The following is a 12,923-nucleotide window of genomic DNA, read 5'->3' as shown; positions in this document are numbered from 1 at the left end:
CCCCATAGCCCGGGGGCTTCTATCCCCGGGCTATATGAAGGGGAAGCCTTTAATAGATCAGCCGGAATGATGCAGGAGCGTATTTGTTCAGGTTAAAGGTAAATGTTCCATTCTTTACAGCAACAGGCGCTCCTTTTTTATTTCCGCGCAAATCAAGTGGCAACAACGCTTTTACGTTTTTATTGTCATTAAATTTCACGGTACATTTTCCTGAAATGCCGGCTTGCTCCCATAAGCGCAAAATAGTTCCCTCTCCGTCCGGATTTTCGCCGAATGCTGTGATGAGTACACCTGGTCTGGAAATATTTATTCCCTCATTTAGAGATGGCAATTTTCCCGGTGCGCCTTCTGCGGTTGCTGTTAATAACGGCAAACGGGTTTCCCATGAGTGTTGCACCAGGTCGGTTATGGTTGAACTGCCTTTGCCCACCGGCCATATGCGGACGCTTTCTGTCCACGAACCTTCCTGCCACAACGGGAAATTGGTGTTCCACATGTTGTTATAAAGATTGACAAAAACGGTGGGTACCCGGGGGATGTAGTCCAGGGAATATTGCCATAGGCCGGGTTGACCCAGGCTGATCAATGGTGCGTCTGCAGAGAATAATGCCATACCGGATTTATCGGGCTGAGTGACTGCTACACCGGAATTGACAGCCATCAGGTACCGGTTGCTGCCTGGTACAATGTCTTTGGCCGGGTTGACGGTCCCTCCCGGGCGGCCGATTGTGAAGGTGGGCTCTTTCACGTTGAACGGGAAACAGAGCCAACCTCCCTCTGGTTGTTTGTCCGGTGTCTTGGCAGTTACAGACCACATAACATCCACATATGCTGCCTGGCGGGGGAACGTAAACGTCAGCGAGTACAGCTGAGCATGGCCTTCAGGGTTGGTTGCTGTCAGAGTAGCAATATCTGCTACGTTGCTATGGGCAACATCAATTTTCCATTCTCCGGGCGTGAAAGCCAGATAGGGCGCTTTTTCAGCATCGATCATTCCGGGTTTACCAAGGTCATTTAATCCCCAACCGTCTTTTATACGGCTGTAGGCATTAAACCATTTGTCCACTTCGCGGGTGCTGAACCGTTCATGCAAAAACTGGCCAATGACGTAGGTCGCAGTGGTGTCCGCAAGTTGACGGCCTGTTGATTTTTCGATCAGTGAAGATATACCACCTCTTACAAGGTCAAAGGTCACCTGGAAGTAAGGGGTACTCAACACGGGTTGTTGATCATGGAAGGTGCTTTGAGCTGTTAGTTCACCAGGGGAGAAGGAAACATAGCCGGATGGCGGCACATCTTTTATATAACAATAGCTTCCCTTTTTCCAGGGATTTTCAATCATACCCGACCTTTTCCATGGAAGGGGGTTATATACCACCATGCGTTTACCGTTTCTGTTGATAGAAGAGGCAAGCAGGCGAAGATGTTGATTGCATTCGTGGCTGATAATATCGTTTGTATTCAGGATATACTGACGTTTTTCATCGTAAGAGTGAAGCCATTTTCGTTTGCTGCCTGTAGCTGTGTTGTGCGCGTCGCTGTTTTTCAGCAATGCATAATTGCCATTTGCGGGCAGGGGCTCTGCGGCTGCTTCGTCCATCCATTTTTTCCAATCTTCGCCATAACTGTAGCGAGGGCCGTATTCGGCGTTCATTCCCCAGGTATGTTCGCCATACAGGAGGCTTTGTTCGTATGCCTTTGCCAGTTTGTCTGAAATAAATGCCATAGGGATTCCCCAGCATTGCATTTGCGTATGCAGGCCGTCCAGCGCAGATTCAAGCGGACGGATATTTCTGGCGATTTTGGTTTCCTTTGGGTTGGATTGTATGCCGTGTATCCAGGTGTCGGGGCAGTCGCCCCTGACAGTTGGGAGGTACGGATGTTCAGCGAGGACTGCTCTGGCGAAATCGTCCAGCGTGCCGAAATGTATCCTGATGCCCGGCATTTCCTTTGCCGCATAGGCGAGGAGCTTTTCAATTTCCTCCGAAGAAGGCGGACCATGATTATCGCCTGTCATTTGCATGGCCAGGTAATTTTTACATGGCCAGTTTTCAGTCGGCCTGATATCAGACCCATAAAGAGCCGTGTAGTTACAGAGTATTTTTGAACCATCCGGGCCTTCCCACCAGAACAGTTCCGGAAACCGTGGGTATTGGCTGGCGGGGTTACAGCCCAACTGAAGGAATTTGATCCCGGCATGTTGCAGTAACGTGGGCATTACCCATGAATGCGCCGGAACATCCGTCATCTTTGCGCTGATGGTCATAGGTAGTCCGTATTTCCGCGTGATCGCTGACGAGTAGCCGAGGCCCCGCACCAGATCTTCATAGTCCAATGATTCCGTATGGGTAGTAAAGGGGAGTCCATGCACCGCCAGGGTGCCGTTTTTTATTGCATGTTCTATTCTTGTTCTCCGTTCCGGAGTTTGCTGAGGGCCGAGTATTTGTGCCTGCAAGGGCCATCCTGAAACCGTCCAGGCAAAACGTTTTTCCTTTGGCAACAACGCATTTTTTTCCATGACGGTCAATGCATTGGTCATCATTTCTTCGCGGTAACGTTTGAACACGTTTTCCGGCAAGTCAGTGAAACCCAGATCGAAGTGGGTCTTAAACACCACCCATATGTCAGTCACCCTGGGGTTGACAGGTTTTGTGTCGCGCTGTTGCGCGTTGATAGCAGCTATTGATACGACCATCAGTAGCAATACAAGATTTGTGCTTTTCACGATAGAAAATTTTGAAACACGATGATCTCTTTCTGAAAGGAAGTACACCGGTTGTTTCAACACCCAGGTCCATTGTTCAACTGTTTAATGTCCGGCATTTGGTTTATAACGTGGCCAGGCAGAAAGTTCATCGTTTAAATGTATATACATATATACATATTTGCAAGATTTTTTTCGGCTGAATAGTCAGACCTGGGATGCTGCTTTAACCTGATAATGCCTACTGCTATGATTTTGCAACAGTAAGAGAGGATCATGTCACGCTGTTTTTGCTGCCGCAACTTATTAAATATGTTTCTACATATAGACATATAGCAGCTATCGTTATTGTAAAAGACGCAAATAAAGGTGACTGGTAAAATTAAAAATACCGATTGGTATATAATTCGTAATATTGTCGTCCAGATCAATCTTAAGTATATGGAAAATCAATTTGACGTTATTGTCATCGGCTCCGGCCCGGGCGGCTATGTAGCGGCTATCCGTGCGTCCCAGCTGGGATATAAGGTAGCCATCGTGGAAAAATACAGCACCCTTGGCGGCACCTGTACCAACGTAGGCTGTATCCCTGCCAAGTCCCTGCTGGACAGCTCTGAGCATTACCATCAGGCGGAAGTGCAGTTTAAAGCGCATGGCATTAACACCGGCGGTATCAGTCTGGACTTCGAGCAGTTTATCCGCCGCAAGGGCGAAGTGGTGTCACAGAACACTTCCGGGCTGGTGTATCTCATGAAGAAAAACAAGATACAGGTATATCACGGCGTAGGCAGCTTTACCGATACCACCCATCTGAAAGTAACTGCCGCAGATAACACGGTGACCACCGTGACCAGCCGTTACTTTATCATCGCCACCGGCTCCAAACCCTCCACCATACCGGGAGTGGCTATCGATAAAAAGCGCATCATCACTTCCACGGAAAGCCTTTCGCTGCCGGAGAAACCGGCCTCCATGGTTATTATCGGCGGCGGCGTGATAGGAGTGGAACTGGCTTCTGTATACGCCCGTATAGGCACCAGCGTTACCATCATAGAATATACCAGCAACCTGATACCGAGCATGGACCAAGAGCTGGGCAAAGCCTTGCAGAAGTCGCTCCGCCAGCTGAAAATCAACCTGCTGCTGGGCAGCAAGGTACAGTCGGCCGCCAATAACGGCGCCACCGCCACCGTAAAATTCCTCGATGATAAAGGCGCGCAGCAGGAGATCACGGCCGACTACTGCCTCGTGGCGGTAGGCAGAAGAGCCTATACAGACGGGCTTAACCTGGCCGCCATTGGTATTCAGACAGAGAAAAACGGTAAGATAAAAGTCAATGATAAACTTCAAACCAATGTGCCTAACATTTACGCCATCGGTGATGTGATAGACGGCCCCATGCTGGCCCACAAAGCGGAAGAGGAAGGCGTATTTGCTGCGGAAACCATACACGGCATGCATCCGCATATCAATTATGCCCTGGTGCCCGGTGTCGTATATACGTGGCCGGAAGTAGCTGCCGTAGGCGCTACGGAAGAACAGCTGAAAGCACAGAACGTAGAATACCGCGTGGGCAAATTCCCTTACATGGCCAGCGCCCGCGCCCGTGCCTCCATGGACACAGACGGCTTTGTGAAAGTACTGGTATCACCGAAATACGGAGAGATACTCGGCGTACACATCATCGGGCCGCGCGCGGCAGACGTCATCGCACAGTCCGTACTGGCGATAGAGCAGGAGATGACCGCTGAAGAAATGATCCGCTCCTGTTACGCGCATCCCACCTATGCGGAAGCGCTCAAGGACGCTTACCTGATAGCTACCGGCCAGGGTGCGATCAATATCTAATTTACTTAACTTGCCGTTGCAAAAAAACACCTGTACTGTAATGGCAATTGACGGCATAAAGATTATTGACAGCGACACAGCGCATGATGTCTATTCCGGTATCATGGACCTGTACGACGGTGGAGCAGACCTGCCAACCATTGAAGCAGCGTTTCCGCTGGACAACGAAGAATACCGGTCCGACGCGCTGGACCACGAACTATATGTGACTGCCTGCGGGCTTGCCCTGTGGGAAATAGGCCTGATGGACGCTCATAAACTGACGTTCATCAGGTCTGTTATTGTTAAAGGCGCTTTCATTAAAGCATGGGATGCTGACGGGCCTGACGGGAAAGCCAGGCAAAAAGAGCTGGACCGCTACTGGAAAAAAATCAGTCGGCCTAACCAGAAAATCAGGAGCAGAAAAAAATACCGCAAGGTGACCCGTTTCTATTTTCAACCCAACGACGTACTGGCGTTTCAGTTAGAAGATGGTCATTATATGGCGGCTCTTTGCGCGGAAATACACCAGCAGCGCGGCGTTTGCGAATACATGATGGTACCCCTCACTTACTATGGAGCAACAATACCTGCTGAAAAAGATCTTCATCACTGTGAGCTGCTAGGCCGCACCATCCTGTCTTTTTATGATATCCCTACCACCAGAAAAATGCAGCCGGGCATAGAACGGATATGGCAGTACCTTGGTGGTGAACAGCAGTGTTTCTTCGGGCTGAGTAAATTTGGCCTGACACACCGCGATGCGGCCGTTTGCCGGCAGCAGCTGATAAAAGTAGGCACGCTGGCCGTCGTGGAAGGATTAAATGACACTGCTGTCCGTGGCACGGTTAGCGGATTGGAATCACTCCGGAAACGTTTTTATAATATGGTGTCCGACCTGAAGGCGGGGACATCTGACATGAACCAAAGCTGGCCGGTCAGCGTAGTTTGTAATATTAAATAGTATGGAACCACTGAAAGAGATGTTCAACCGCGATTTCTACCGGCATTTTGCTGGTGTTTTTGCGGCTGCGGATAAAAAATTTGACCGTCATGGTTTTTATAAAGATGTGACCGATGCGCTGGAAACCCGCGAACTGAACGACCGTTTGCGCCATACTGCCGTAATGCTGGGAAAACATCTGCCTCAGGATTATAAAAAAGCGGTGGACGTATTAATAAAGGCAGCCCCTTCGCTGAAGACCGGTTATACCGCACTGGTATTGCCTGATTTTGTGGCGTTATACGGCAAAGACCATTTCGATCTTTCCATGAAAGCACTGGAATACTTTACCACACTGGGTTCCGCGGAGTTCGCCATCAGGACGTTCCTCAAAGCGGATTTTAACCGTACCCTTACGGTGATGAAGCAGTGGGCGGTCCATGACAATCATCATGTCAGGAGGCTGGCCTCTGAAGGGAGCCGTCCCCGGTTGCCCTGGTCGTTTAAGCTCGATGCCGTCATCAAAGATCCTTCGCTGACGCGGGACATCCTGGAATCGCTCAAAACCGATGATACCCTGTATGTCAGAAAATCCGTGGCCAACCACCTGAATGATATCTCCAAAGACAACAGCGCCTATATGTTGCAACTGGTGAAAGGGTGGGACACGCAGCATCCGCACACCGGATGGATCGTTAAACATGCCAGCCGCACGCTGATCAAAAAAGGCGATAAGGATTCCCTGAGCGTATTTAACTTCGAGAAGCAGGTGAAAGTATCGCTGGCACAGTTTAAACTGAGCGCCCCTTCCATCCGCCTCGGCGATGCGCTGACATTCACCTTTCTGCTGAAAAGCGAAAAAACGTCTCCCCAAAAACTGGTGATAGACTACGTGGTGCACTATCCGAAATCTTCGGGGGAACTGTCACAGAAAGTGTTTAAACTGAAAGAGGTGGTGTTACAGCCGGGAGAACAATTGACTTTCACCAAAAAGCAGGTATTTAAGGATATGACCACCCGCAAACATTATAAGGGGAGGCATTTGATCAGTATCCAGGTGAACGGAAAAATATACGGTGAACAGGCTTTTCAATTAAAGATAACCTCGTGAGGTGAACAATCTGGCGAAAAAATCGTTTATTAGTGGTTTGTAACCCAACATTTAAACCACTATGAAGTTAACTTTCAAAACCCTCGCTCTCACAATTATTGTGTCACTTGCAGCCATTGCTGTTATCAACCCCGGACGAGCCTGCACGCGTGTTGTTTACAAAGGTCTTGACGGCCTGTTGCTCACCGCCCGGTCAATGGACTGGAAGGAGGACACACAAACCGACCTCTGGATTTTCCCAAGGGGCATGTCCCGCAACGGGGAAACCGGCGCGCAGACCGTTAAATGGAAATCCAAATATGGCAGCGTAGTAGCTGCTGCGTACAATATTTGCAGCACCGATGGGATGAACGAAAAAGGGCTGGTGGCCAATCTGCTCTGGCTGGCCGAATCCAAATACCCTGACTGGGACCGTCAGAAGCCGGGCCTGAGCATCGCTGCCTGGGTGCAATATGTGCTCGACAATTTTGCTACCGTAAAAGAGGCCGTGGACGAGCTGCAGCAGGAACGTTTCACCATTGTGTCCGACAATGTGCCCGGACAGGCCAGACTGGCGACCCTGCATCTTTCTATTTCCGATGCCACCGGCGACAGCGCCATCTTTGAATATGTGGAAGGTAAACTGGTGATTCATCATGATGCCGCTTACCAGGTGATGACCAACTCCCCTGTGTACGAGAAACAATTGGCGCTGAACGAGTACTGGAAAGAGATTGGCGGCACTACCATGCTGCCGGGCACCAACAGGGCTGCCGACCGTTTTGTGCGTGCTTCTTTTTATACGACCGCTATTCCTAAAACAAAGGATTACCGGTTGGCCGCTGCCAGCGTGTTCAGCGTGATCCGCAACTGCTCTGTGCCTTACGGTATCAGTACGCCTGACCAGCCGAATATTTCTTCCACCCGCTGGAGGACCGTGTCAGACCAAAAGAACATGATTTATTATTTTGAGTCTGCGCTCACGCCCAATACTTTCTGGGTGGATTTCAGCGATGTGAATTTTTCGCCTAAGGGAGGTGTAAAGAAACTCTCGCTGACCAAAGGAGAAGTATACGCCGGCAATGTGGCCGGGTCGTTTAAAAGAAGCAACCCCTTTAAATTTCTGGGCCCGCAATAGCAGACGGGTATTGTATTGGATAAAGCTACCAGCGTTTGCTGGTAGCTTTTTTTTATCTTTATGTAAATCACATTTCCCATGGATGACAAAACCGCGTTAGTCGTACAGTTGTTTGGCAAAAACGCCCGCCTCTATGAAGAAAAATTCATGGACACGCAAGGCTACCAAAATGCCCTGGACGTGTTTTGCAGGCATATTCCCCGCCAGGAGGCCAACATCCTGGAGCTGGCTTGCGGTCCGGGCAATATTACCCGCTACCTGCTGCACCAGCGGCCCGATTTCCGGGTGTTGGGCACCGACCTTTCGCCAGATATGCTGGACCTTGCGCGTAAGAACAATCCTGGCGCTATCTTCCAGCTGTTGGACTGCACCGATATGACAACGTTGCCAGACCGATATGATGGTATCATGGTCGGTTTCCTGTTGCCTTATCTTTCTCAGGAGGCAACGGTCAAGCTGGTCCGGGACGCAGTCAGCATGCTGCAGCCCGGAGGCGTGTTGTATCTGAGTACCATGGAGGACGACTATACGAAATCGGGCTGGCGGAAGTCCAGTACCGGTGATGATTACTACCAGTACTTTCATCAGGGCGCGTGGCTGCAGCAAGTGTTGCAGGAACATGGTTTCCATGTGGTCCATGAGCAGCGGATCGCCTCTGCCAACGGGGATGGTACGCCGGTGACCGATTTAATCCTGATTGCCAGTCTATAGTGATGGGAACACCAGAAGCATACCTGGTAGAGATGGAGTGCAGTTGTAGTTTTCAAAGGAACATTCACCCCGGGATCAGGCGGCAGCCAGCACTTTTCTGTCTGCCGGACGGAAGTACCAGGATATCACCGTGAGGACCAGCAACAACAGGGATGGGAAAATGTCTTTCATCGCGTCGCCGGAGATGAGATGTGAAGCGAGTGCGCCCGTCATCATAAAGAAAAAGCCTGCATAGGCCCATTCTTTCACCAGTGGAAACCTCGGTACCAGGATGGCTATCACTCCCAATATTTTCCAGGCGCCCAGTATCTTCAGTATGTAGACAGGGTAACCCAGGTGGGTGATAAAATCGTTTTCAGTTTTCAGTTGCAACAGTTGTACAATGGCAGTGGAGGTCATACCTAACGCGAGCCAGAGGGTGGCGATCCAGTAGATGATTTTGTTTCTTTTAGACATGATGTGTTATTTTTTGAATTTGATAGCTGCTTTTTCGAGGCGGTTGTGTGCCAGGCCCATGCCGCGGGCCATGCCTATCTTCAGGTATTGTGCTCTTTCTTCCAGTGTTTTGTAGATGATATGCATCCGGAGTTGGCTGGTGTCTTCGGTGAGTTTTTCGAACTCGAGGAATTCCAGTTGCACGCCAAAGCCGCTGTTTTCCATTTCAAATGTGCGGGTGATTTTTTCTTCGGGAACGAAGTCGTGGATAGTGCCGCTGAAGCCGTGTTTATTGCCGGCCGGGTCGGTGGTTTCAAATTGCCAGCTGCCGTGTTTTTTGTTCTCCAGTTTCAATACTTTGGTGCCCATCCATTCCTCCAGGATTTCAGATTCTGTATATGCCCTGAAAAGCAGTTCCAGCGGCAGGTCGAATTCGCGGGTGACAATCAGTTCCTGTTTGCCTTCTTCGGCGTGTACTTTTGTTTTCAGTTCCATCTGTCCTTATTTTTTGGTTTGATATTTTTTCATGATGTCTTCCAGTTTGTTAAACCTGTCGTCCCACATTTTACGGAACGGTTCAATGAAGTCTGCTATCTCTTTCATTTTATGAGGGTTTAAATGGTAATAGATCTCTCTGCCGTTTTGCTCCTGCTTCAATAGTTCACATTCCGTGAGTATGGCCAGGTGCTTGGACACTGTTGGCCTCGCGGTGTCGAAGTTGGCTGCGATGGCGCCGGCTGTCATAGCATGCGTGGCTACCAATACCAGTATGGCCCTCCGCGTGGGGTCTGCAATGGCCTGAAATACATCTCTTCGTAAATTCATTGTGTAGCTATTTGACTACAAATATATGTGTAGTTATTTGGCTACGCAAATTTTTTTTGATGTTTTTGAAAAAAAAGACAAAGGCGACTTTCATTTATGATGATTATCAACATGATAAAAGCGCCCTTTTATTCACCGGATGAAGAAGTGAAACGTTTCAGAAATTATATTGAAGCGCATCTGGATTCGTTTGTGAAAATAGCAGCAGCGTAATATTCCCTCAACGAAAACTACTCATTACCGACCTGGACAAGAAATAACGTAATTTTTTTTCTCCGTAGTAATACTGAGGCCTTCCACAGCAGCGCAGGGTAATTTTGTGCCGTCAAATCAAATAACCCCTGACGTTAAATGCTGAACATGAAATATTTTTGGAAGGTCACCCTGCTGGCCATACTCCTGGCCGGATGCCAGGGAAAAGAGAAAATTGATCCGCAACCTCTTCCTGATGGAGATAATAACAACAGCGGCGTGGTAGTGCCGGTAGGCATCATAGACGGAACACCGGTCACGAAAGAGATCGGGCCGGCCGGCGGTACCATTGCCACAACGGATAACCGTATTGCTGTCGAGATTCCTGCTGGTGCGGTGAACGCAGCAACTTCTTTCTCTATACAACCCATTACCAATACCAATATTGCCGGCCTGGGCAAGGCTTTCCGCATCACGCCCCATCAGCCGCTGATGAAACCAGCTACTATCACCGTTCACTATGAAGACGGTGACTTGGGGCATACTTTTGCAGAAGCGCTGGGCATTGCTTACCAGGACAGCCAGGGCAAATGGAAGGCTGTAGGCGGTGTACAGCTGAACAAGGAAATGAAAACGGTCAGCGTGAAAATAACGCACTTTAGCGACTGGAGCTTCTTTGAAGCTGTTTTTGTTGAGCCGGGAATACAGTTTGTCGATCCCGGAAGCACGGTAAAACTGTCTGTCAAAAGTTACTTCAGCGCAGGTATGGAGGACCTGTTATCGCCGCTTACGCAGGAAGGCGTGGAGACCTATATCAACAGCCCGAAAAACGATCTCCCTTTAAAGTATATTGAAAAATGGGAACTGGCAGGCGCGGGTAAATTATCACCGGCCGGCAGCCATGCGGTGTACCAGGCGCCGGGTGATATCCCTGCCACCAATCCTGCTACCGTCAGCGTGCGGATCAAGCTAAAGAACGGCGCCATAGGGCTGGTGCTTGCCAATATTTTCGTGATGCCGGAAGGTATTGCATTGAGGATAGATGGTGGCGCCTGGGAACTGCTGGGTGCCGCAACAGGTAGCAGCAGCAACGGTGTGGCCCGCATAGGTGGTCTGCCCTGGGAGGGTTCATTTCCCGAATGCAGTGTTTTCTGGATAGGCGCTCCCGAAGGGCGCCGCTCCTGGTCAGTGGAAACGCATTTTCAGATGCAACGCGCAGGCAGCCATGTTTTCATGAGTTTTTATACTGTTGGACAAACAGCGCTGCCAAGTCCGGGGTATCTTGATGTAGCCAGCGTGGGGGCAGCAGGAGGATATATGACCGGTACGTTCCGTATGGACCGTGCCAGTTCACAGAAGCCGGAAGGCGATCATGTCATTTACCGGGAACACAAAATAGACGGGGTGTTCCGGGTAAAGCGGCTGATATAGGCTATTTATTGTAATTCTCGTTGAAAGCAGGCAGAGGCTGACCGTCAGGTCAGCTTTTTTTATGGCTATCAGCAACGAACGGCGGAAGCCGGTATCTACAGAAAAAAATATGGAAGAAGTAAAACTTTTTTAAAAAGCCTCCCGTATCTATACCATCTGACCGGAAAACGTATTGAAGGAGCCGCAAACATATACCGAACAAGAACTGATTGCTGCGTTGAAATTACGCAGGGAAGATGCTTTTAGCTATTTGTACGATCATTATGCCGCTGCATTAAACGGCGTTATCCTTAATATCATCCCTGAAATACACACCGCAACAGACATCTTACAGGACGTATTCATCAAAATATGGAGGCAGATAGATAGTTATGACCCTTCGAGAGCGAGGTTGTATACCTGGATGTTTACCGTCGCCAGAACGATGGCTATTGATCATGTCCGAAGCAAAACCTGGCAAAATAATTTGCGGAACAGCGCTCTGACAGAAGGCAGCCATCAACTGGCGGATACAACCAAACTACCGTCAGATGAGCTTGGCCTGCGTAAAATAGTACATACTTTAAAAGAGGAACACAGGGCAGTACTGGAATTATCTTACTTCCAGGGATATAAACAGGAGGAAATCGCACAGCTGCTCCAGATTCCTGTGAGTACTGTCAAAACCAGGCTCCGGGCCGCTATTTTACAATTGAAAAAAAAGATAAACAGTTAACGTGGACATCAAGGCATACATAGAGAGTGGTATCATTGAGAGCTATGTTCTCGGGCTCGCAGCGCCGGAGGAGGTGTCTGAACTGCTGGAGTTGAGCCGGACGTATCCCGAAGTGAAGGCGGCTGTTCTCCATTGCGAGAAATGGCTCCATGATGTATCAGACCAGTATGCGGTAACTGTGCCTGACAGTTTGAAAGCACGGTTGGTAGACCATTTGCAGGATGAATTCACGGAACCGGAGCAGCAGGTACCGGTGCTGCCTATACGCCGCGAAAATATTTTCAGGTATGCAGCGGCTGTACTATTGCTGCTGCTGGGTATCAGCGGATTATTGAACATCTACTTTTACAACCGGTACAGAAATGTCAGCCAGGATTTTGTCCGCCTGCAATCTCAGCACGATATGATGGCAGCTGACAACAAGATTTATCAGGCGCGTTTTGCTGCCATGACGCACGAGCTGCAGCTTGTCACCGCGCCCGGCACCCTGAAAGTTTTACTCTCCGGCGTGCCCGGCAGAAATGACAGCCAGGTAACGGTTTACTGGAACACACGTACGAAAAATGTTTACCTGACCATTAATCATCTGCCGGTCCCCCCAGAAGGCAAGCAATATCAGCTATGGGCGTTGGTGAACGGAAAACCGGTATCTGCCGGGCTATTGGAAAACGCATGCAGCGATCTGTGTGCTGTAGCACCTGTACAGCAGGCGGAAGCATTTGCTGTTACGCTGGAAAAAGCCGGTGGCAGCCCTGCCCCGACTATGGACCAGATGTTTGTGCTGGGCAAGGTGAGCATCTGAGCAGGTTATCTCTTATTATCTTCCGGAATTTTTTTGGTCGTCAAACTTTTTAGGATAAACTCCCGTATCTGGTATATGCATGTGTTTTTAATGTAGTTAGGATAACTAAT

Annotated in this window: 12 protein-coding genes; 8 read left to right on the top strand and 4 right to left on the bottom strand. The window is 49.4% G+C overall.

Annotated features, from left to right (window positions below):
- Positions 1-49 precede the first annotated feature (49 nt).
- The gene (locus ACTJJS_RS28700) at positions 50-2,725 is read right to left on the bottom strand and encodes a hypothetical protein (protein WP_440666985.1); all 2,676 of its coding nucleotides are present in this window, start codon (positions 2,723-2,725) and stop codon (positions 50-52) included.
- Between the two features lie 420 nt (positions 2,726-3,145).
- Here ACTJJS_RS28700 and lpdA point away from each other — a divergent pair, with 420 nt between their 5' ends.
- The 5 genes from lpdA (at position 3,146) to ACTJJS_RS28675 (ending at position 8,413) form a co-directional block, all read left to right on the top strand.
- Positions 3,146-4,552, top strand: a complete 1,407-nt coding sequence (gene lpdA, locus ACTJJS_RS28695; protein WP_440666983.1) for a dihydrolipoyl dehydrogenase — start codon at positions 3,146-3,148, stop codon at positions 4,550-4,552.
- Positions 4,553-4,592: 40 nt separating this feature from the next.
- Positions 4,593-5,495: a hypothetical protein gene (locus ACTJJS_RS28690; RefSeq protein WP_440666981.1), complete on the top strand. Its 903-nt coding sequence runs from the start codon at positions 4,593-4,595 to the stop codon at positions 5,493-5,495.
- Position 5,496: 1 nt separating this feature from the next.
- On the top strand, positions 5,497-6,585 hold the full coding sequence (locus ACTJJS_RS28685) for a DNA alkylation repair protein (RefSeq protein ID WP_440666979.1): 1,089 nt from the start codon (positions 5,497-5,499) through the stop codon (positions 6,583-6,585).
- A gap of 61 nt (positions 6,586-6,646) precedes the next feature.
- The gene (locus ACTJJS_RS28680) at positions 6,647-7,702 is read left to right on the top strand and encodes a linear amide C-N hydrolase (protein ID WP_168873775.1); all 1,056 of its coding nucleotides are present in this window, start codon (positions 6,647-6,649) and stop codon (positions 7,700-7,702) included.
- A 78-nt stretch (positions 7,703-7,780) separates the two neighbouring features.
- A complete protein-coding gene (locus ACTJJS_RS28675; RefSeq protein ID WP_440666976.1) occupies positions 7,781-8,413 on the top strand; it encodes a class I SAM-dependent DNA methyltransferase in 633 nt (210 codons plus the stop codon).
- A 75-nt stretch (positions 8,414-8,488) separates the two neighbouring features.
- Here the strand turns inward: ACTJJS_RS28675 and ACTJJS_RS28670 are convergent, their stop codons facing one another.
- From ACTJJS_RS28670 to ACTJJS_RS28660, 3 genes are read right to left on the bottom strand one after another with little or no spacing between them, the layout of a single operon-like run.
- The gene (locus tag ACTJJS_RS28670) at positions 8,489-8,869 is read right to left on the bottom strand and encodes a DoxX family protein (protein ID WP_440666975.1); all 381 of its coding nucleotides are present in this window, start codon (positions 8,867-8,869) and stop codon (positions 8,489-8,491) included.
- A gap of 6 nt (positions 8,870-8,875) precedes the next feature.
- The gene (locus ACTJJS_RS28665) at positions 8,876-9,343 is read right to left on the bottom strand and encodes an SRPBCC domain-containing protein (protein ID WP_440666973.1); all 468 of its coding nucleotides are present in this window, start codon (positions 9,341-9,343) and stop codon (positions 8,876-8,878) included.
- Between the two features lie 6 nt (positions 9,344-9,349).
- Positions 9,350-9,673 (bottom strand): ArsR/SmtB family transcription factor, encoded by a 324-nt coding sequence (locus tag ACTJJS_RS28660; protein WP_343746011.1) that lies wholly within the window; start codon positions 9,671-9,673, stop codon positions 9,350-9,352.
- 360 nt (positions 9,674-10,033) lie between these two features.
- Here ACTJJS_RS28660 and ACTJJS_RS28655 point away from each other — a divergent pair, with 360 nt between their 5' ends.
- The 3 genes from ACTJJS_RS28655 to ACTJJS_RS28645 all read left to right on the top strand — a co-directional run bounded on the left by ACTJJS_RS28655 (position 10,034) and on the right by ACTJJS_RS28645 (position 12,813).
- Positions 10,034-11,296 (top strand): hypothetical protein, encoded by a 1,263-nt coding sequence (locus tag ACTJJS_RS28655; RefSeq protein ID WP_440666970.1) that lies wholly within the window; start codon positions 10,034-10,036, stop codon positions 11,294-11,296.
- Positions 11,297-11,513: 217 nt separating this feature from the next.
- Positions 11,514-12,011, top strand: a complete 498-nt coding sequence (locus ACTJJS_RS28650; RefSeq protein ID WP_440666968.1) for an RNA polymerase sigma factor — start codon at positions 11,514-11,516, stop codon at positions 12,009-12,011.
- A gap of 1 nt (position 12,012) precedes the next feature.
- On the top strand, positions 12,013-12,813 hold the full coding sequence (locus ACTJJS_RS28645; RefSeq protein WP_440666966.1) for an anti-sigma factor: 801 nt from the start codon (positions 12,013-12,015) through the stop codon (positions 12,811-12,813).
- Positions 12,814-12,923 lie beyond the last annotated feature (110 nt).

It is taken from the genome of Chitinophaga sp. 22308 (assembly GCF_052045305.1).
Taxonomy (GTDB): Bacteria; Bacteroidota; Bacteroidia; order Chitinophagales; family Chitinophagaceae; genus Chitinophaga; species Chitinophaga varians_A.
This window is presented reverse-complemented; position numbering and strand designations above follow the sequence as displayed.

What these genes read in the sequence shown, in the direction of transcription:
- lpdA (WP_440666983.1), top strand. Translation starts at nt 3,146, where the DNA reads ATGGAAAATCAATTTGACGTTATTGTCATCGGCTCCGGCCCGGGCGGC.
- ACTJJS_RS28690 (WP_440666981.1), top strand. Translation starts at nt 4,593, where the DNA reads ATGGCAATTGACGGCATAAAGATTATTGACAGCGACACAGCGCATGAT.
- ACTJJS_RS28685 (WP_440666979.1), top strand. Translation starts at nt 5,497, where the DNA reads ATGGAACCACTGAAAGAGATGTTCAACCGCGATTTCTACCGGCATTTT.
- ACTJJS_RS28680 (WP_168873775.1), top strand. Translation starts at nt 6,647, where the DNA reads ATGAAGTTAACTTTCAAAACCCTCGCTCTCACAATTATTGTGTCACTT.
- ACTJJS_RS28675 (WP_440666976.1), top strand. Translation starts at nt 7,781, where the DNA reads ATGGATGACAAAACCGCGTTAGTCGTACAGTTGTTTGGCAAAAACGCC.
- ACTJJS_RS28670 (WP_440666975.1), bottom strand. Translation starts at nt 8,869, where the DNA reads ATGTCTAAAAGAAACAAAATCATCTACTGGATCGCCACCCTCTGGCTC.
- ACTJJS_RS28665 (WP_440666973.1), bottom strand. Translation starts at nt 9,343, where the DNA reads ATGGAACTGAAAACAAAAGTACACGCCGAAGAAGGCAAACAGGAACTG.
- ACTJJS_RS28660 (WP_343746011.1), bottom strand. Translation starts at nt 9,673, where the DNA reads ATGAATTTACGAAGAGATGTATTTCAGGCCATTGCAGACCCCACGCGG.
- ACTJJS_RS28655 (WP_440666970.1), top strand. Translation starts at nt 10,034, where the DNA reads ATGAAATATTTTTGGAAGGTCACCCTGCTGGCCATACTCCTGGCCGGA.